Source organism: Pseudonocardia kujensis (assembly GCF_021283305.1).
Lineage (GTDB): Bacteria > Actinomycetota > Actinomycetes > Mycobacteriales > Pseudonocardiaceae > Pseudonocardia > Pseudonocardia kujensis.
On record NZ_JAJSOK010000053.1, the window covers coordinates 1 to 16,596 of the forward strand.

The window sequence follows — 16,596 nt, forward strand, 5'->3', positions numbered from 1 at the left end:
GAACACCACCACCCCAACCCGCCTCGCCATCACACACGCCCGACCCCGAAGGCATAAACGGCGTTTACAGCCACCACCACGAGCAGCACCGCCACCCTCGCAACGTCCTATTTCAGCGGACTCCTAGCTGGCGGCCCCGGGTCCCCGAGTGGTCCCCGGTGGAGCGCCGGATGATCCCCATCATCACACACAAGAAGATCATGATTCGAGTACTGCCGACAATCGTTCCTGCAGCTGGAAACGACGAAGGCCGGTGTCCCCGTCGAGTGGACACCGGCCTCCGCCGACCGTCGGGACGACAGGATTTGAACCTGCGACCCCTTGACCCCCAGTCAAGTGCGCTACCAAGCTGCGCCACGTCCCGGCCGCCCCCGTGAGGGCTCGATCAGCCTACCGCACCACCGATCGACTCCCTGCACCGGCCCGGACCTCGCTCCCCCCAACTCGTCCGCGAACGAACTCGCCGGGTGCCACACGGTGGGGCACCACCGTGACGGTCCCGTCAGTCTGGTTCGGACTCCCCGGCGACACCACCGCCGTCGGTCGCCCCGCGAAGGCGACTTTCGTAGGTACTCACCAGTAACCCGTCGCCGACCAGCGGTGTCGTCGCGTGGGGCCGCGACGAAGGCGGGGCGGACGTGGTCGCGGCGCGGGACGACCGAAGGCACGCGGAGCACGAAGGGGACGAAACGGCGCGCGGCGCGGTCGGTGATCCTCCTGGGAGGGGCACGACGACCGTGCCGAAGATCACGAACCGGGCACGGTGTCGGGCAGGGCGGCGGTGTCCGCCTCCCGCGCCACCGGCTGGCCTGCCGCGGCGTCGACCCGCCGCAGCCCCGTCGGCGGGGTCTCGGGCGCGCGGGGCAGCACCGCGCACACCCGGAACCCGTCGCCGTCGGGTCCGCTCGTCAGTTCCCCACCCACGGCACGGACCCGCTCGGCGAGACCGGCCAGCCCGGCCCCTCCGGTGCCGAACGTGCCGCGCACCGGCCGCCGGGCGGGCCCGTTGCCGACCTCGACCCGGATCCTGTCGCTCGCCCGCCAGTCGACCTCGACCCGTACGGTGGAACCCGGGCTGTGCCGGGCCGCGTTGGTGAGCGCCTCCTGGACCACGCGGTAGACGGCCTGGTCGGGCGCCGGCGGCAGGGTCCGGGCGGTCCCGAGCGCGCCGAACGCCACGTCGAGCCCGGCCTCGCGGGCCCGGTCGACGAGCTCACCGAGCCCCGCGGCGCCCGCGGAGGCCGGCCCGACGAGCCCGAGCGCACTGCGCATCTCCGCCAGCGCCTCCTTGGCGTGGGTGCGCAGCACGTCCGCGGCGTCGCGGGTCCGCTGCTCCTCCGTCGACGCGGACAGCGCGGCCGCCCCGACGGCGATGAGGGTCGCGTGGTGGCCGACGGCGTCGTGCACCTCACGACCGATCCGGGCGCGTTCCTCGGCGCGGGCGGCGCTCTCCCGGGCGGCGACGGTGGCCTCGCGTGCGTCCTCCAGCTCGCGCAGGCTCGTCGTCAGCCGCTCCCGGGTGGCCGTGAGCAGGCCGAACCCGAGCGGGCTGCCGGCGGACAGCACGGCGAAGACGATCGTGAGGATCACCGACTGCCAGCTGAGCGCCTCGCGCTGGAGCACCGGCACGACCGCCGCCGACACGACGGCCACGAGCCAGGGCACGGTGGCCGCGAGACGGGTCCGTCGACCGAGGACGAACAGCGCGACGATCTGCGCGGGCCAGCCCAGTCCGCCCCAGATCGCCCCCAGGGACCCGACGACCGCCAGCCACGGCCGCACGTGCCGCAACGGCAGCAGTGCGCACCCGACGAGCCCTGCGGCGACCGACCACTCGTACGGGCCCGGAGCACCGAGCAGCACGAACACCGCCGGCAGTCCGACGGCGAGCAGCTCGACGCCGAGCCGCCACGCGGGGCCGCCCCGCCGGACCAGCACCCCCCGTGCCATTCACGCCCCCCAGCTCTGCGCCAGCAGCGCCGCCTGCACCCGGTTCTCCGCGCCCAGCTTCACCAGCAGCGCCGACACGTACTTCTTCACCGTGGCCTCGGCCAGCCCGAGCCGGCAGCCGATGGCCGCGTTGGACTCGCCGTCGGCGAGCAGCCGCAGCACCTGGGTCTCGCGCAGGGTCAGGTCGGCCGGTCGCGGCGGCGCGGGCGCGGGCTCGGAGACGAGCCGCGGCAGCAGCCGGGCGGTGATCCGCGGGTCCAGCACCGCGCCCCCGGCCGCGAGGTCGAGCACGGCGCGGATCAGGGAGTCGGGTTCGGCGTCCTTGAGCAGGAACCCCTGCACCCCGATCCGCAGCGCCTCGGTGACGTACTCGTCGAGGTCGAAGGTGGTCAGCACCGCCGCCGGGACGGCGTCGGGCCGGGCGCAGAGCACGCGCAGCGCGTCGAGCCCCGACCGGCCCGGCATCTGCACGTCGGCCAGCACGACGTCCGGCCGGTGCGCGTCGACCGCGGCGATCAGCCCGTCGCCGTCGCCCGCCTCCCCCACCACGGCCACGGTCCCCCGTGCCTCCAGCACGGTGCGCAGACCCGCCCGGAGCAGCGCCTCGTCGTCCGCAAGGACGACGCGCACGGGTCCGGAGGGACCGCTGGGGGAGTCAACGGCCATGGGGGGAGGGTAGTCGGTCGGCGTCCGCCCGAGGGAGGACTCACCCCGCCGGGCCGGTCAGCGGCGATTGCCCCTGCGGTCCCGCTTCTCCCGCACCCGCACCGACAGCCGGATCGGCGAGCCCTCGAACCCGAACTCCTCGCGCAGCCGCCGCTCGAGGAACCGGCGGTACCCGGCCTCCAGGAACCCGCTCGTGAACAGCACGAAGGTCGGCGGGCGGGTGCCGGCCTGGGTGGCGAAGAGGACCTTGGGCTGCTTCCCGCCGCGCACCGGCGGCGGGGTCGCGGCGATCACCTCGGACAGCCAGCTGTTGAGCCGACCGGTCGGGATCCGCTGGTCCCACGAGGCCAGGGCCGTCCGCATCGCGGGCGCGATCCTCGACGTGGCCCGGCCGGTGAGCGCGGAGACGTTGATCCGTTCGGCCCAGCGGACCCGGACGAGGTCGCGCTCGAGCTCGCGCTTCATCGCCAACCGGCGGTCCTCGTCGACGAGGTCCCACTTGTTGAACACGATCACCAGCGCCCGGCCGGCCTCCTCGACCATGGTCAGCACGCGCTGGTCCTGCTCGGAGATCGGCTCGCTCGCGTCGAGCAGCACGAGGGCGACCTCGGCCGCCTCGATCGCGGCCTGGGTGCGCAGCGAGGCGTAGTACTCCATGCCCGACGCCGTCTTGACCCGCTTGCGCAGGCCGGCGGTGTCGACGAACCGGAAGATCTCGCCGTCGAGCTCCACGAGCGAGTCGACCGGGTCGACGGTGGTGCCGGCGACGTCGTGCACGACCGAGCGCACCTCGCCGGAGACCCGGTTGAGCAGCGAGGACTTGCCGACGTTCGGGCGCCCGACCAGGGCGACCCGGCGCGGGCCGCCGGTCCGGCCCTCGAAGGTCTCGCGCGGGGTCTCGGGCAGGGCCTCGAGGATCGCGTCGAGCAGGTCGCCGGAGCCGCGGCCGTGCAGGCCCGACACCGGGTGCGGCTCGCCCAGCCCCAGCCCCCAGAGCGAGGCGGTGTCGGCGACCGCGCGCTCGTCGTCGACCTTGGTCGCGGCGAGCAGGACCGGCCGGTCCGAGCGGCGCAGCACCCGGGCGGCGGCCTCCTCGACCTCGGTCGCCCCGACCCGCGAGTCGACGACGAGCAGGATCGCGTCGGCCGTGCGCATGGCCAGCTCGGCCTGCGCGGCGACCTCCTTCTGCAGCCCCACGGCGTCGGGCTCCCAGCCGCCGGTGTCGACGACGGTGAACCGCCGCCCGTTCCACAGCGCGTCGTAGGACACCCGGTCGCGGGTGACGCCCGGGATGTCCTGCACGACCGCCTCGCGGCGGCCGAGGAAGCGGTTGACCAGCGTGGACTTGCCCACGTTCGGCCGTCCGACGACGGCGAGGACCGGCGCCGGGCCCTGCTCCGCGCCGCCCTCCCCGTCCGCGCCGAACTCCGCGTCGGCGGTGGCGAAGTCGTCGGGGTCGAGCCCCAGCTCCGCCATGGCGGCACGGTCGCCGCCGGTGATCGTCTCGTCCATCAGGCACTACTCCGCATGTCGTCCGCTCGCATCGCGTCGAGGTCCGCGACCAGCGCGGCGAGGGCGCCGCGGAGGGTCTCGGTGGCCGCGGCGAGCTCCGCACGGCCCCTCCCGGTGGGGGCCGGCAGCGGCTCGCCCACCAGTACGTCCACCCGCGGGCGCCACCGCCGCCCGCTCCCCTCCGGGCGCCGGGTCCCCCGGCAGACGACCGGGAGGACCTGCGCGCCGGAGGTGCGGGCCAGCCACGCCGCACCCTGCTCGGCCGCCGCGACGTCGCCGCTGCCGCGCGTGCCCTCGGGGAACACGCCGACGAGCCCGCCGCCGCGCAACACGCCGAGCGCCGCGGTCAGGGGTGCCCGGTCGGGCTCGCCGCGCCGCACGGCCAGCTGCCCGATCCCGCGCAGTCCCGTACCGAGGACGCCGGTGAACATCTCCTGCTTGACCAGGAACACCGAACGGCGCCCCAGTAGTCCGAAGAGCAGCGGCCCGTCGACGAGCGCACTGTGGTTGGCGACCATCACGACCGGACCGGTCGCCGGGACCCGTTCGCGGTGGTGCAGGTGGACCCGGAACGCGGGCCGGAAGCACCACGTCCCGACCCAGCGGGCCAGGTCGTGCAGCCTCGGGTCGGCGCCGGCGGGGAGGTCACCCGGTGTGGTGACCGAGGGGGCGCTCATGTGACGAGCCCACGCTCCCGCACGAGCCGCAGGAGCTCCTCCAGCACGGCGTCGACGGACAGCTCGTCCGTGTCGACGACGAGCGCGTCCGCCGCGGCGTGCAGCGGCGAGGTCTTGCGGGTGGAGTCCAGCCGGTCGCGGCGCTGGACGTCGGCGAGCGTGGTCGCGGGGTCGCTGGCACGCCCCGCCCTGGCGTCCTGGCGGCCCCGGCGGGCGGCCCGGACCTCCTCGGAGGCGGTCAGGTAGACCTTCAGCTTGGCCTCGGGCGCGACCACGCTGCCGATGTCGCGGCCCTCGACCACGATCCCGCGGCCGCCCGCGAGCGCCCGCTCGATGTGGTCCCGCTGCCGGGCGACGAGCGCCGCGCGCACCGCCGGCACCGCGGAGACCGCCGACACGGCCCTGGTCACCGGCTCGTCCCGGATCTCGGCCTCGACGTCCTCCCCCGCCAGCAGGATCCGCGGCGCGGCCGGATCGGTGACCGACTCGAGCTCCGCGCCGACGGCGACCGCCGCGATCCGCTCGGCGTCGCTGTCCGCGCCCAGCCCGGCGCGCAGGCAGGCCAGCGTGGCGGCCCGGTACATCGCCCCGGTGTCGAGGTAGGCCGCGTGCAGCGTGCGGGCCAGCCGCCGCGAGACGGTCGACTTCCCGGTGCCCGAGGGTCCGTCCATCGCGACGACGTCGTTGAGGACGCCCTCCCCCGTCGGCGCGGTCGACGCCGTGGACCCTGTCGACCCGGTCGACGCCGTGGACGCTGTCGGCCCGGTCATGCCTCACCCCTCGTGCAGATGTACTCCGGGCCCGCCGGTACGACGACCTGGCGCGGGCCGCCGACCATTGTGCCTGGCGGAGCGGGCGGCGCCCCGACCCCCCTCGGACGCGGTCAGGAAGGGAGGTCGCGGCGCAGGGCCGCGGCCCCGCGCAGGTACACGTGCCGCAGGTCGGCGCGGGCGAGATCGGTCTCCACGTGTGCGAGCAGCCGCAGCACCCGCGGCATCGCCCCGGGCACCGCGATCTCGGTGGCGCACATGAGCGGCACATCGGTGAGCCCGAGCAGCCGGGCGGCGTAGGCCGGGAACTCGGCGGTGAGGTCCGGCGTGGCCGTGAACACGATGGAGATGATGTCGTCGCTGGTCAACTCGTTGCGCTTGAGCACGGCGCCGACCAGCTCGGCCGAACCCTCGAGGATCTCCTCGCGCGAGTCGCCGTCGACCTGGATCGCGCCGCGGATGGCCCGGACCGCCACCGCCGCCCCCTACAGCCCGACGGCCTTGTAGAGCGAACCCACCTCGTTCTGGTTGAGGGGGCGGAGCTTGCCCGGCCGCTGGTCGCCGAGGCGGACCTCGCCGATCGCGGTGCGGACCAGGCGCTGCACGGGGTGCCCGACCTCGTCGAGCAGCCGCCGGACGACGTGCTTGCGGCCCTCGTGGATCACCAGCTCCACCATCGACCGGCCGGGCAGCGAGTCGACCAGCCGGAACGAGTGCACACGCACCGGCCCGTCCTCCAGCTCGATGCCGTCGCGGAGCCGTTTGCCCACGTCCCGGGCGACCTGACCCGTGACCTCGGCGACGTAGGTCTTCTCCACCTCGAACGACGGGTGCATGAGCCGGTGGCCGAGCTCGCCGTCGTTGGTCAGCAGGAGCAGGCCCTCGGTGTCCTGGTCCAGCCGGCCCACGTGGAAGAGCCGACCGGCCTGGTTGAGCAGCTCGGTCCGCTGCATCACCAGGTCCCCCACGCAGGGCCGGCCCCGGTCGTCGGACATGGTGGAGAGCATCCCGGCTGGCTTGTTCAGCGCCAGGTACACCTGGTCGTCCCGCAGCTGGATGCGTGAGCCGTCGACGTGCACCACCGCGGTGTCGGGGTCGATGCGGCGGCCCATCTCGCGCACGACCTCGCCGTCGACGGCGACGCGGCCGGCGGCGATCAGCTCCTCGGCGGCGCGGCGCGAGGCCACGCCGGCCTGGGCCAGCACCTTCTGCAGCCGCACCCCCTCGGCCTGCGCGGAGGAGGTGGGGCGGGACGGGCGGCTCATGCGGGGGTCCTTCTCGGGGTCTTTCCCGGGGTCGTCTCTCCCGGGGTCGTCTTTCCCGGGGTCGTCTTTCCCGGGGTCCTGCTCACGGGTCCTTCTCTTCACAGCTCGTCGATCGCGTCGATGTCCGGCAGCAGCGGGGCCAGCGGCGGCAGGTCCTCCAACGAGGCCAGCCCGAGCCGCTCCAGGAAGAGCTCGGTGGTGCGGAACAGGGTGCCCTGGGTGGGCCCGTCCACACCGGCCTCCTCCACCAGACCGCGCGTGAGCAGCGTACGCAGCACGCCGTCGCAGTTCACACCCCGGACCGCGGCGACCCTCGCCCGGGTGACGGGCTGCCGGTACGCGACCACCGCGAGGGTCTCCAGCGCGGCCCGGGTGAGCTTGGCACGCTGCCCGTCGAGCAGGAGGCGCTCGACGTAGGGGGCGTAGAGGTCGCGGGTGTAGAAGCGCCACCCCTCCCCCACCCGCCGCAGGTCGATGCCGCTGCCCTGCTCGCGGTAGCTCTCCGCCAGCCGGCGCACCGCCCGCTCCACCCGGCCGACCGGCTGGTCGAGCGCCGCGGCGAGGCTCTGCTCGTCCGTCGGCGAGTCCACGACCAGCAGCAACGCCTCGAGCGCCGCGCTCAGCTCGTCCTCGCGGGCCAGGCCGGGGAGCCCGTCGACCTCGAGATCGGCACCCGCGGCGGGGTCGTCGGCGGGGTCGTCGGTGGAGTCGGCGGGGGTGTCCGGGTCAGGTTCCGGGTTCGGCAGGCTCACTGGTCGGCTCACTCGGGGAGGACGGGGTGGGGGTCCAGCGTACGGTCAGCTCGCCGAACGGCTCCGGCTGCTCCACCTCGATCGCCCGCTCCCGGTAGAGCTCCAGCACCGCCATGAACCGGGCGACGATCTCGATCGGGGCCACGCAGTCCGCGGTCAGCGCCGCGAAGGTCGCCTCCCCCAGCTCGGCGAGCCGCTCGCGCAGGATCTCCATGTGCGCCGGGACCGACACGTCGTGCTGGTGGATGTGGTCGGTGCCCACGACCGGCGGCGGCTTGGGCCGGAACACGCTCGCCGCGAGCTCGGCGAACGCCGCGGCGTCCATCCCGAGCAGGACCTCGGGCAGCAGCCCCTCGAACCGCGGCTCGAGTGCGACCGAGCGCGGGAACCGGCGCAGCGCCGTCTTCTCCAGCTCCGCGAACAGGCCCGCGACCTGCTTGTACGCCTTGTACTGCAGGAGCCGCGCGAAGAGCAGGTCCCGCGCCTCGAGCAGCGCGAGGTCCTCCTCGTCCTCGACCTCGGCGGCCGGGAGCAGCCGGGCCGCCTTCAGGTCGAGCAGGGTGGCCGCGACGACGAGGAACTCGGTGGTCTCGTCGAGGTCCGCGTCGTCGCCCAGGGCGGCGAGGTGGGCGATGAAGTCGTCCGTGACCTTGTGCAGCGCCATCTCGGTGACGTCGAGCTCGTGCTTGCCGATGAGCTGCAGCAGCAGGTCGAAGGGGCCCTCGAAGTTGACCAGGCGCACCGTGAAGCGCGGCCTGGCGTCCGGGGTGCCGGCGGTGGCGGCGGTGGCTCTGTCGTCGGCCAGCGTCACCGGGCGATGACCTCGCGGGCCAGCATGCGGTAGGCCTCCGCGCCGCTGGAGCTCGGCGCCCACGTCGTGATCGGCTCGCCCGCGACGGTGGTCTCGGGGAAGCGGATCGTGCGGTTGATGACGGCGTCGAACACCAGGTCGCCGAAGGCCTCGACCACCCGCTGGTGGACCTCGCGGGTGTGCACGGTGCGCGAGTCGAACATGGTGGCGAGGATGCCGAGGAGGTCGAGGTCGGGGTTGAGCCGGTCCCGGACCTTGTCGATCGTGTCCATCAGCAGCGCGACGCCGCGGAGGCTGAAGAACTCGCAGGCCAGCGGGATGAGCACGCTGTCGGCGCAGGCCAGGGCGTTGATCGTGAGCAGACCGAGGCTGGGCTGGCAGTCGATGAGCACCACGTCGTAGCGGTCCAGCACCCGCTTCAGCGCCCGGCCCAGCGCCTGCTCGCGGCCGACCTCGGTGACCAGCTGGACCTCGGCGGCGGACAGGTCGATGTTGCTCGGCAGCAGGTCCATGCCCGCGACGGAGGTCTTGAGGATGACGTCGTCGGCCTCGACGCCGCGGTCCATCAGCAGGTTGTAGATGGTCGCGTCGAGCTGGTGGGGCTGCACGCCGAGCCCCACCGAGAGCGCGCCCTGCGGGTCGAAGTCGACGAGCAGCACCCGGCGGCCGTACTCCGCGAGCGCCGCGCCCAGGTTGATCGTCGAGGTCGTCTTGCCGACGCCGCCCTTCTGGTTGGCCACGGCGATCACGCGCGCGGGCCCGTGCTCGGTGAGCGGGGCCGGCTCCGGCGCGCCCACCCGGTGCCGCCCGCCCGGCCTGGGGGTGTCCTCCAGGCTCGGCTCCACGGTCGGGTCGTAGTCGGGCCCCGCACCGTCCCCGTCGGGTGCTGTGTCCATGCGGGCTCCGGTCTCCTCGTGTCGAAATCCGGTGTCGATCCCTGAGTCTCTTCTCCCGTGCCGGGTCTACCTCGGGCGCAGACTAGGAACCACTTCCGGGCGCGGCAACGCGCCACGCCCGGGCGGGTCGAACTTCCGGTCGAACTCACCGCACGCTAGCCCACCCGGAGCAGCCTCCGTCCGGGTGGGTCGGGGTCCGGCGCGGGGTGGCGTCGCCGTCGGCGCCGGTCAGGGCCGGACGATCTCCGCGAGGACCTGGTCGCGCTGCTCGTGCAGGTAGAAGTGTCCACCCGGCAGGACCCGGTGGGTGAAGCCCGCCGGGGCGACCTCGGCCCACCGCAGCGCGTCGGCCTCGTCGACGGCCGGGTCGTCGGCGCCGAGCAGGAGGCGGACCGGGCAGCGCAGCGGCGGGCCCGGCGGGTGGGTGTATCCGTCGGCCGCCCTCAGGTCGGCGCGGAAGGCCGGCAGGACGAGGGCGCGCAGCTCCGGGTGGGCCAGCACCCGGGCGTCCGTGCCGCCCAGCCGGCACAGCTCCGCGGCGAGCTCGTCGTCCGTGTCACCGCGGAAGACGGCCGCGGGTGGGACCGTCGGGGCGACCCGCGCGGAGACGACGAGGCGCACCGGCGGCCGCGGCAGCCGCCGGGCGACCTCGTAGGCCAGGGTGCCGCCCAGGCTGTGCCCGAACAGCAGGAGCGGGCGCGGGTCCGCGGCGAGCAGGCCGACGAGGGCCTCGGCCATGGCGAGGGCGTCGGTCCACGGCTCCTCGCGGATCCGGTCCTCGCGGCCGGGGTACTGCACCGCGGCCAGCTCCACCCCGGGCGGGACGGCCCCCGCCCAGCCCCGGAAGGAGCTCGCCGCTCCCCCGGCGTGCGGCAGACAGACCAGGCGCAGGTCCGCGTCGGGGCGGGGGCGCGGGGTGCGCAGCCAGCCGCGGGACCGGGCGGGCGCGCTCACGCGAGCGGGGCGGCCGGGTCGCGCAGCAGGTGCTCGAGGGCCGCAGCCAGCCGCCGGACCCGGGCCGCGGCACCCGCGGCGTCGCCGGACGCCGCGTCGACGGCGAGCCGGACGGACAGCCGCTCCGGGCTCTCGACCAGCGTGACGACCCGGTCGTACCCGACCGGGCCGGCGGGTGCGGGCTCCCGGTCGACGACCAGGCCGTCGAGCGGCGGGGGCTCGCCACCGGGCTCGTGGCGGACCAGCGTGCGGGCGGGGCCGGTGCCCGCCGCGGGGGCGCGGCCGGACAGGGCGGTGAGCACGCGGCCGAGGAGGGTCGTCCCGGTGCCGCCCGGGCCGCCCGCGACCCGGACGACCGCGGCGAACGGCCCCACCGCACCCTCGAACCCGCCGGCTCGGCGGGCGTCCTCGGCGTCGAGGCCGGGGCGGTCCCCGGCGGCACCGTCCTCCAGAGCCGCCCCCTCCTCGACAGCGCTGTGCTGGACGGCGCCGTGCTGGACGGCGCCGTGCTCGACGGCGACCGTCGCGGCGAGGGCCGCCGCGAGCGGGCTCGCGCCGTGGGAGGCGCAGAGCGCGGCCAGGGCGTCGGCCGCCCCGTCGGCGAGGGCGCGGTCGACGGTGATCCACCGCTGCCGGAGGTCCGTGCGGTACCAGGTGGGCCCGTTCCCGCGCCCGAGCCGTGCCGCACCACCGGGGAGCGGCGGGAACACCGGGGCCGTGCCTGCCCGGCGGGCCGAGTAGGCGCGACCCAGGTCGGCCAGGAGCGGCCGGACCGAGCGGTCGTCGATCGCGGTGCGGTGCACGGCCAGGACCAGCACGTGCTCCTCGGGACCGACGCGCAGCAGCGTGGCCCGCGCGGGCCCCTCGGTGGCGAGCGCGGCGGGGCGGGCGAGTGCCGCCGCCACGGCCTCCTCGAGGTCGGCGGGCCGGACCGGGCGCCGGCGCACCCGGGCGACGGCCACCGCCTCCGCGACCCGCGGGCCGTCGGGCCCGGCCGTGAGCGTCCGCAGGACCGCGTGCCGGCCCAGGACGTCGCGCCAGGCGGCGCTCAGCGCCTCGGGGTCGAGGACGCCGCGCAGCCGCAGGCGCACGACCAGGTCGTCGGCCGGGTCGGCCCGCTCCGGGTGGGGGGACCCGGGGGCGGGCTCGGCGGCCGGCGCCGCCCGTCGGTCCGCGTCCGTGGTCCCCCTCTCCGTGCCCACCGTCTCCGTGGTCACCGTCTCGGTGCTCATCCGCTCCGTCCCCGCCTCAGCCGTGCCCGTCGCCGTGGGCGTGCTCGTGGCCGTGCTCGTGGCCGTGCTCGTGGCCCGCGTGCTCGTGGCCCGCGTGCTCCTCGTCGAAGTCCGCGACGCCCCGCTTCCAGTAGCCCGTGACGTCGCTGTCGTCCGGGCCCAGCCCGAGGTCGTCCTTCACCCAGCGCCGCAACGGCTTCACCGTCGTGGCCTCGCCCGCGATCCACACGTAGAGGCGCTCGCCGTCCGGGATCGGCACCGCACGCACCGCCCGCTCGAGCAGGTCGGACCGCCCGGCCGGGACGTCCCCGCGGTGCAGCCACCGCACCTCGACGTCCTCGGGCGCGGCGAGCGGGATCTCCTCGGCCGCGTCGCGGACCTCCACGAACGCCCACCCGGACACCGTGCGGGGCAGCTCCTCCAGCCGGCGCGCGATCGCCGGCAGCGCCGTGATGTCCCCGGCCAGCAGGTAGCGGTCGTAGGCGTGCGGGACGATCAGCCCGCCGGGCGGCCCGGCGACGTGGATCCGCTCCCCCGGCCGCACGGCCTGCGCCCAGTCCGAGCCCAGCCCGCCCGGGTGCAGGGCGATGTCGAGGTCGATCTCCCCGGCCCCGGCGTCGTAGCGGCGCACGGTGTACTCGCGGGAGACCGGGAAGGGCCGAGGCCAGTCGAGCATCACGCCGTTCGCCACCGGGAGGCGCAGCGTGCCGTCCTCGTCGGGGAAGATCAGCTTGACGTGCTCGTCGGGCGAGTGGCTCTCGAACCCGCTGTGCCCCTCGCCGCCGAGGGTCACCCGGATCAGCCCGGCGCCGATCCGTTGCGCGCCGCGGACCTCCATCTCCCGGATGCGGATGGGGTACGGCACCTTGGCCGCCACGGTGCCGGTGCGGACCTCGGCGAGCCGCTCGCGGTGGCGGGTGCGGTCGTCGTCGGTACGGCGGGTCACGTGGCTCCCGTCGCTTCGCGCAGCGACCGCGGTCGCAGGTCGGTCCAGTTCTCCTCGACGTAGGCGAGGCAGGCCTCGCGCCCGTCCGGCCCGAACACCGAGCGCCACCCGGAGGGGATCTCGGCGAAGTCCGGCCAGAGGGAGTGCTGCTCCTCGTCGTTGACGAGCACCCGGAAGACGCCCTCGGCGTCGTCGAACGGGTTGGTGCTCATGCCTTTCCTCCGATCATCGTCGAGACGACCACGGTCCAGTGGCCCAGCTCGGGCTGCTCGGCCAGGTCGGGGAACTCCAGTTCCGCGGCGCCGGCCGCGCGCCACTTCTCCACCAGCGACATCAGCCGCACCGAGTCGAGGCCGCGGTCGAGGAGGTCCTCGTCCGGGTCGATCTCGGCGGGGTCGCAGGCCAACAGCTCGGCCACGTCGGCGCGCAGGCGGTCGGCGGCCAGGGGGCTGATGGCTCTACCTTCCTTTCGCACGGTGGATCCCCATCGCTCGGCCTCGCTGACGCTCGGCCGGCCCATGGGGATCGGGCACAGGGCGCAGGCACTGCGTCGACGTTCCGCTCGCTGACGATCGCTCATCGGGCGGCTCCGGCGGGGACGGCGGCCAGCGCGGCGAGCACGTCGGCCGTGGTGGTCAGGGCCCCGCAGCGCTGCGCGACGTACTCGCAGGCCTGGTCGTGGCGCGCGCGGGAGAAGTCGGCGACGCCGTCGGCCACCAGGAACGGGGCGACGTCGCGCATGAAGGCCTCCAGCGCCGTGGCCTGGCAGCCGATGTGCGCGTAGATGCCGGTGACCAGCAGCTGGTCGCGGCCGGCGGCGGCGAGCCGCTCGGCGAGGTCGCTGCGCTGGAAGGCGCTGTAGCGCCACTTGGTCAGGACGGTGTCCCCCGGCGCCGGCGCCAGCTCGTCGACGACCTCCTCGGCCCGCGGGTCGGCGTCGATGACCGCGCCGATGCCGTCGCCCCAGAACTCGGTGAGCAGGCCGCGGTCCGCCGCGGCCTGCCGGCCCGGCTGGGCGGTGTAGAAGACCGGCACGCCGCGCTCGCGGCACGCCTCGATCAGCGCCCGCACGTTGGCCGTGACCTCGGGGACCGGGGCGCCGGTGTAGGGCGCCAGGAAGTAGCGCTGCATGTCGTGCACGAGCAGCGCGAACCGGGCGGGGTCGGGCCGCCAGTCGACGCGCCCGGCGGGCAGCTCGGCGGCGCCGGGCAGCGCGTAGGCGGGGATGCTGGGCAGGGACACGGTGCTCACCCCTTCTGGTCGGACGCGACCGCGGCGAGCGCCGACAGCGCCGCCCGCAGCTCGCGCTTGCTGGTCTTGCCGACCCCCGTGACCGGGAAGGCCGGGACGATCTCCACGAGGTCCGGCACCTTGAACGCCGCGATCCCGCGTCGGCGCACGAACCTGCGCAGCTCCGGGCCCGTGGGCGCGGCACCCTCGGCGGGGACCACGTACGCGCAGGTCCGCTCGCCGAGGTACGGGTCGGCCACGGCGACGACGGCCGCGGCGAGCACCGCGGGGTGGGCCATGAGGTGGTCCTCGACCTCCTCGGCCGCGACCTTCTCTCCACCCCGGTTGATCTGGTCCTTCGCCCGCCCGACGACCTCGATGTGGCCGGACGGGGTGCGGCGCACCAGGTCCCCGGTGCGGTAGAAGCCGTCGGCGGTGAAGGCGGTCGCGTTGTGGGCGCCGGCGCGGTAGTAGCCGCGGATCGTGTACGGGCCACGGGTGAGCAGCGCCCCGGTCTCCCCCGGCGGCACGTCGCGGTCCTGCTCGTCGACGACGCGGATCTCGTCGTCGAGCGAGATCGGCCGGCCCTGGGTGCCGAGGACGAGTTCCTCCGGGTCGTCGAGCCGGGTGTAGCTGACCAGGCCCTCGGCCATGCCGAAGACCTGCTGGAGCGTGCAGCCCAGCGCGGGGCCGATCCGGGCGGCGAGCTCGCGCCCGCACTTGGCCCCGCCCACGAGCAGGACCTCCAGCGACGACAGGTCGCGCGTGGTCCGTGCGGCCGCCTGGACCCAGGCCGCGGCCAGCGGCGGGACCACGCCGGTGATCGTCACACGCTCACGCTCGATCAGCCGGAAGGCGGTGTCCGCGTCCGGCCGCGGCGCCAGCACCGAGGCGGCACCGGCGTGCAGTGCGCCCAGCACCCCCGGCGAGCTGAGCGGGTAGTTGTGCGCCACCGGGAGCGCCGCGAGGTACACGCTGCCGGGCCGCAGCCGGCAGATCCGGGCGCTCTCCCGGACGCTGTAGAGGTAGTCGTCGTGGGTGCGCGGGATGAGCTTCGGCAGGCCCGTGCTGCCCCCGCTGAGCTGCAGGAACGCCACGCCCTCCGGGTCGGGGTCCGGCAGCTCCCGCGGCGCGGTCGCGGCCAGCCCGGCCCATTCGGACGTGTCGACCACGAGGACGTGCTGCACGGAGGACACGTCGTCGGCCACCGCGCGGGCCGTCGCGGCGTGGTCGTGCCGCTCGTGCACCCCGACGGTCACGATCGCGACCGCCTCGGCCTGCGTGGCGAAGTGGCGCAGTTCGGACTCGCGGTGCGCGGGCAGGGCGAAGACCGGCCAGGCGCCGACCCGCCACAGCCCGAAGACCACCGCCAGGAACTCCGGAACGTTCGGCAGCTGGACGACGACCCGGTCGCCGGGGCGGATCCCCCGCGCGACGAGGCCGGCGGCGATCCGGTGGGCCCGGTCGTCGAGCTCGGCGAAGGTCCATCTGGCCCAGGGATCCGACACGGTCTCGCCGACGACCGCGGTCCGACCGGCGTGGGCGGCGGTGAGGGAGGTGAGCAGCGACCCGAAGGTCTGCCCGCGCCAGTGCCCGGCCGCGCGGTAGCGCGCAGCGAACTCCGGCGGCCAGGGCGTGTGGTCGAGGTCGCGGCCAGGGGGGTCGGCGGCGCTCACTCGTCCTCCATCCCGATGGCGCGCAGCAGGGTCCGGAACTTGGCGCTGGTCTCGGCGAGCTCCGCGGCGGGCTGGGATCCCTCGACGATCCCGGCCCCCGCGAAGAGCCGGACGGTCCGCTCGCTGACCTCGGCGCTGCGGATCGTCACGACCCACTCGCCGTCGCCGTCCGGCCCGGTCCAGCCGACGAGGCCGGTGAAGTAGCCGCGGTCGACCGGCTCCAGGTCGGCGATCACCGCGCGGGCCGCCGGCACCGGGACCCCGCAGACCGCGGGGGTCGGGTGCAGGGCCTCGGCCAGGGCCAGCGACGACACCGCCGGGTCGGCCGCGGGCAGCCGACCGGTGATCCGGCTGGACAGGTGCCACAGGGTCGGCGTGCCGATGACCTCGGGCGCGGCCGGGACGTGCAGGTCGGTGCAGAACCGGCCGAGCACCTCACCGACCTGGGCGGCGACCAGGGCGTGCTCGCGGCGGTCCTTGTCCGAGGCGCGCAGGGCGGCGACCCGGCGGCGGTTCTCGGCCTCGGCCTCCTCGGACGTGCCCGGCACCCGCGGCAGCGATCCGGCCAGCGGGTTGGCGACGACCTCGGTGCCCCGCCGCGAGACCAGCAGCTCGGGGCTGGCCCCGACCAGGGTGCGGGTGGCCGGGTCGCCGGAGGCGGTGACGTCGACGGCGAAGGCGTGCGCGGTCGGGTTCGCCCGGGCCAGCCGGCGCAGCAGCGCGGGGACCGGCACCTCCTGCCCGGCGGTCAGCTCCAGGCAGCGGGCGAGGACGACCTTGCGCAGCCCGCCGTCGTCGATCAGGGCGAGGGCGCGGCGCACGCCGGCCTCGTACTCCTCGGGCGCGGGCCGCTGGCGCACCGCCCAGCCCTGCAGCGGCTCGGCCGGGCCGGGCTCGGCGGGCGGTGCGACGCCGAGCGGGTCCGCCCGCCGCACCACGGCCGGGACCACGAGGCTCGACTCGGCGTCGGGACCGAAGCCCAGCGCCCCGACGACGAGCGGGTCACGCACGCCCGCCACGCGGGCGCCGTCGAGGGCCTCGACGACCGCCGTCGCGCGCGGTCCGGACCCCGTGGGGACGGTGGCGTGCACGCCGTCCGCCAGCAGGGCGCCGCGGGTCGACGAGTAGAAGAACGAACCCGGCAGGTAGGCGGCGAGGAGGTCGGCCGCACGGTGCCGGGGCGCCGGGCGCGGCGGCCGTTCTGGCCGTTCCAGGGCCGGTGTGGTCACGGTGGGTTCCTCTCGTGGGGGGAGGCGAGG

General features: G+C 75.6%; 18 protein-coding genes and 1 tRNA gene. All 19 read right to left on the reverse strand.

What is annotated here, in order from left to right:
- Nucleotides 1-290: 290 nt before the first annotated feature.
- Nucleotides 291-364, reverse strand: a tRNA-Pro gene (locus tag LWC35_RS28220).
- A 383-nt stretch (nt 365-747) separates the two neighbouring features.
- Nucleotides 748-1,950 (reverse strand): sensor histidine kinase, encoded by a 1,203-nt coding sequence (locus tag LWC35_RS28225; protein ID WP_232873307.1) that lies wholly within the window; start codon nt 1,948-1,950, stop codon nt 748-750.
- Nucleotides 1,951-2,616, reverse strand: a complete 666-nt coding sequence (locus LWC35_RS28230) for a response regulator (RefSeq protein ID WP_232873308.1) — start codon at nt 2,614-2,616, stop codon at nt 1,951-1,953. It lies immediately after the preceding gene.
- 57 nt (nt 2,617-2,673) lie between these two features.
- Complete coding sequence (der, locus tag LWC35_RS28235) at nt 2,674-4,128, reverse strand: ribosome biogenesis GTPase Der (protein ID WP_232873309.1); 1,455 nt, start codon at nt 4,126-4,128, stop codon at nt 2,674-2,676.
- Nucleotides 4,128-4,805 carry a lysophospholipid acyltransferase family protein gene (locus tag LWC35_RS28240; RefSeq protein ID WP_232873310.1) on the reverse strand — a complete coding sequence of 226 codons (678 nt, stop codon included), beginning with the start codon at nt 4,803-4,805 and terminating at the stop codon, nt 4,128-4,130. Before LWC35_RS28240 ends, der begins: the two co-directional genes overlap by 1 nt.
- Nucleotides 4,802-5,476 (reverse strand): (d)CMP kinase, encoded by a 675-nt coding sequence (cmk, locus tag LWC35_RS28245; protein WP_232873341.1) that lies wholly within the window; start codon nt 5,474-5,476, stop codon nt 4,802-4,804. The genes LWC35_RS28240 and cmk overlap by 4 nt, the downstream gene beginning before the upstream one ends.
- A 212-nt stretch (nt 5,477-5,688) precedes the next feature.
- On the reverse strand, nt 5,689-6,051 hold the full coding sequence (aroH, locus tag LWC35_RS28250; RefSeq protein ID WP_232873311.1) for a chorismate mutase: 363 nt from the start codon (nt 6,049-6,051) through the stop codon (nt 5,689-5,691).
- Nucleotides 6,052-6,060: 9 nt separating this feature from the next.
- Nucleotides 6,061-6,840, reverse strand: coding sequence for a pseudouridine synthase (locus LWC35_RS28255; protein WP_232873312.1), 780 nt, complete (start codon nt 6,838-6,840; stop codon nt 6,061-6,063).
- A 98-nt stretch (nt 6,841-6,938) separates the two neighbouring features.
- Nucleotides 6,939-7,604, reverse strand: coding sequence for an SMC-Scp complex subunit ScpB (gene scpB, locus LWC35_RS28260; protein WP_372463118.1), 666 nt, complete (start codon nt 7,602-7,604; stop codon nt 6,939-6,941).
- Nucleotides 7,567-8,397 (reverse strand): segregation and condensation protein A, encoded by an 831-nt coding sequence (locus LWC35_RS28265; RefSeq protein WP_232873342.1) that lies wholly within the window; start codon nt 8,395-8,397, stop codon nt 7,567-7,569. The genes scpB and LWC35_RS28265 overlap by 38 nt, the downstream gene beginning before the upstream one ends.
- A 2-nt stretch (nt 8,398-8,399) precedes the next feature.
- Nucleotides 8,400-9,299 (reverse strand): ParA family protein, encoded by a 900-nt coding sequence (locus tag LWC35_RS28270; RefSeq protein ID WP_232873314.1) that lies wholly within the window; start codon nt 9,297-9,299, stop codon nt 8,400-8,402.
- A 228-nt stretch (nt 9,300-9,527) separates the two neighbouring features.
- Nucleotides 9,528-10,253, reverse strand: coding sequence for a thioesterase II family protein (locus LWC35_RS28275; RefSeq protein WP_232873315.1), 726 nt, complete (start codon nt 10,251-10,253; stop codon nt 9,528-9,530).
- Nucleotides 10,250-11,485 (reverse strand): condensation domain-containing protein, encoded by a 1,236-nt coding sequence (locus LWC35_RS28280; protein WP_232873316.1) that lies wholly within the window; start codon nt 11,483-11,485, stop codon nt 10,250-10,252. Before LWC35_RS28280 ends, LWC35_RS28275 begins: the two co-directional genes overlap by 4 nt.
- A 16-nt stretch (nt 11,486-11,501) precedes the next feature.
- The gene (locus tag LWC35_RS28285; protein WP_232873317.1) at nt 11,502-12,431 is read right to left on the reverse strand and encodes a siderophore-interacting protein; all 930 of its coding nucleotides are present in this window, start codon (nt 12,429-12,431) and stop codon (nt 11,502-11,504) included.
- Nucleotides 12,428-12,643: an MbtH family protein gene (locus LWC35_RS28290; RefSeq protein ID WP_232873318.1), complete on the reverse strand. Its 216-nt coding sequence runs from the start codon at nt 12,641-12,643 to the stop codon at nt 12,428-12,430. Before LWC35_RS28290 ends, LWC35_RS28285 begins: the two co-directional genes overlap by 4 nt.
- Nucleotides 12,640-12,906, reverse strand: coding sequence for a phosphopantetheine-binding protein (locus tag LWC35_RS28295; RefSeq protein ID WP_232873319.1), 267 nt, complete (start codon nt 12,904-12,906; stop codon nt 12,640-12,642). Before LWC35_RS28295 ends, LWC35_RS28290 begins: the two co-directional genes overlap by 4 nt.
- A 101-nt stretch (nt 12,907-13,007) precedes the next feature.
- Complete coding sequence (locus LWC35_RS28300) at nt 13,008-13,673, reverse strand: isochorismatase family protein (protein WP_232873320.1); 666 nt, start codon at nt 13,671-13,673, stop codon at nt 13,008-13,010.
- Nucleotides 13,674-13,678: 5 nt separating this feature from the next.
- Nucleotides 13,679-15,337: a (2,3-dihydroxybenzoyl)adenylate synthase gene (locus LWC35_RS28305; protein ID WP_232873321.1), complete on the reverse strand. Its 1,659-nt coding sequence runs from the start codon at nt 15,335-15,337 to the stop codon at nt 13,679-13,681.
- A complete protein-coding gene (locus tag LWC35_RS28310; protein ID WP_232873322.1) occupies nt 15,334-16,566 on the reverse strand; it encodes an isochorismate synthase in 1,233 nt (410 codons plus the stop codon). Before LWC35_RS28310 ends, LWC35_RS28305 begins: the two co-directional genes overlap by 4 nt.
- Nucleotides 16,567-16,596 lie beyond the last annotated feature (30 nt).

What these genes read in the sequence shown, in the direction of transcription:
- der (WP_232873309.1), bottom strand. Translation starts at nt 4,128, where the DNA reads ATGGACGAGACGATCACCGGCGGCGACCGTGCCGCCATGGCGGAGCTG.
- LWC35_RS28225 (WP_232873307.1), bottom strand. Translation starts at nt 1,950, where the DNA reads ATGGCACGGGGGGTGCTGGTCCGGCGGGGCGGCCCCGCGTGGCGGCTC.
- LWC35_RS28280 (WP_232873316.1), bottom strand. Translation starts at nt 11,485, where the DNA reads ATGAGCACCGAGACGGTGACCACGGAGACGGTGGGCACGGAGAGGGGG.
- LWC35_RS28240 (WP_232873310.1), bottom strand. Translation starts at nt 4,805, where the DNA reads ATGAGCGCCCCCTCGGTCACCACACCGGGTGACCTCCCCGCCGGCGCC.
- LWC35_RS28270 (WP_232873314.1), bottom strand. Translation starts at nt 9,299, where the DNA reads ATGGACACAGCACCCGACGGGGACGGTGCGGGGCCCGACTACGACCCG.
- cmk (WP_232873341.1), bottom strand. Translation starts at nt 5,476, where the DNA reads ATGGACGGACCCTCGGGCACCGGGAAGTCGACCGTCTCGCGGCGGCTG.
- LWC35_RS28230 (WP_232873308.1), bottom strand. Translation starts at nt 2,616, where the DNA reads ATGGCCGTTGACTCCCCCAGCGGTCCCTCCGGACCCGTGCGCGTCGTC.
- LWC35_RS28290 (WP_232873318.1), bottom strand. Translation starts at nt 12,643, where the DNA reads ATGAGCACCAACCCGTTCGACGACGCCGAGGGCGTCTTCCGGGTGCTC.
- LWC35_RS28255 (WP_232873312.1), bottom strand. Translation starts at nt 6,840, where the DNA reads ATGAGCCGCCCGTCCCGCCCCACCTCCTCCGCGCAGGCCGAGGGGGTG.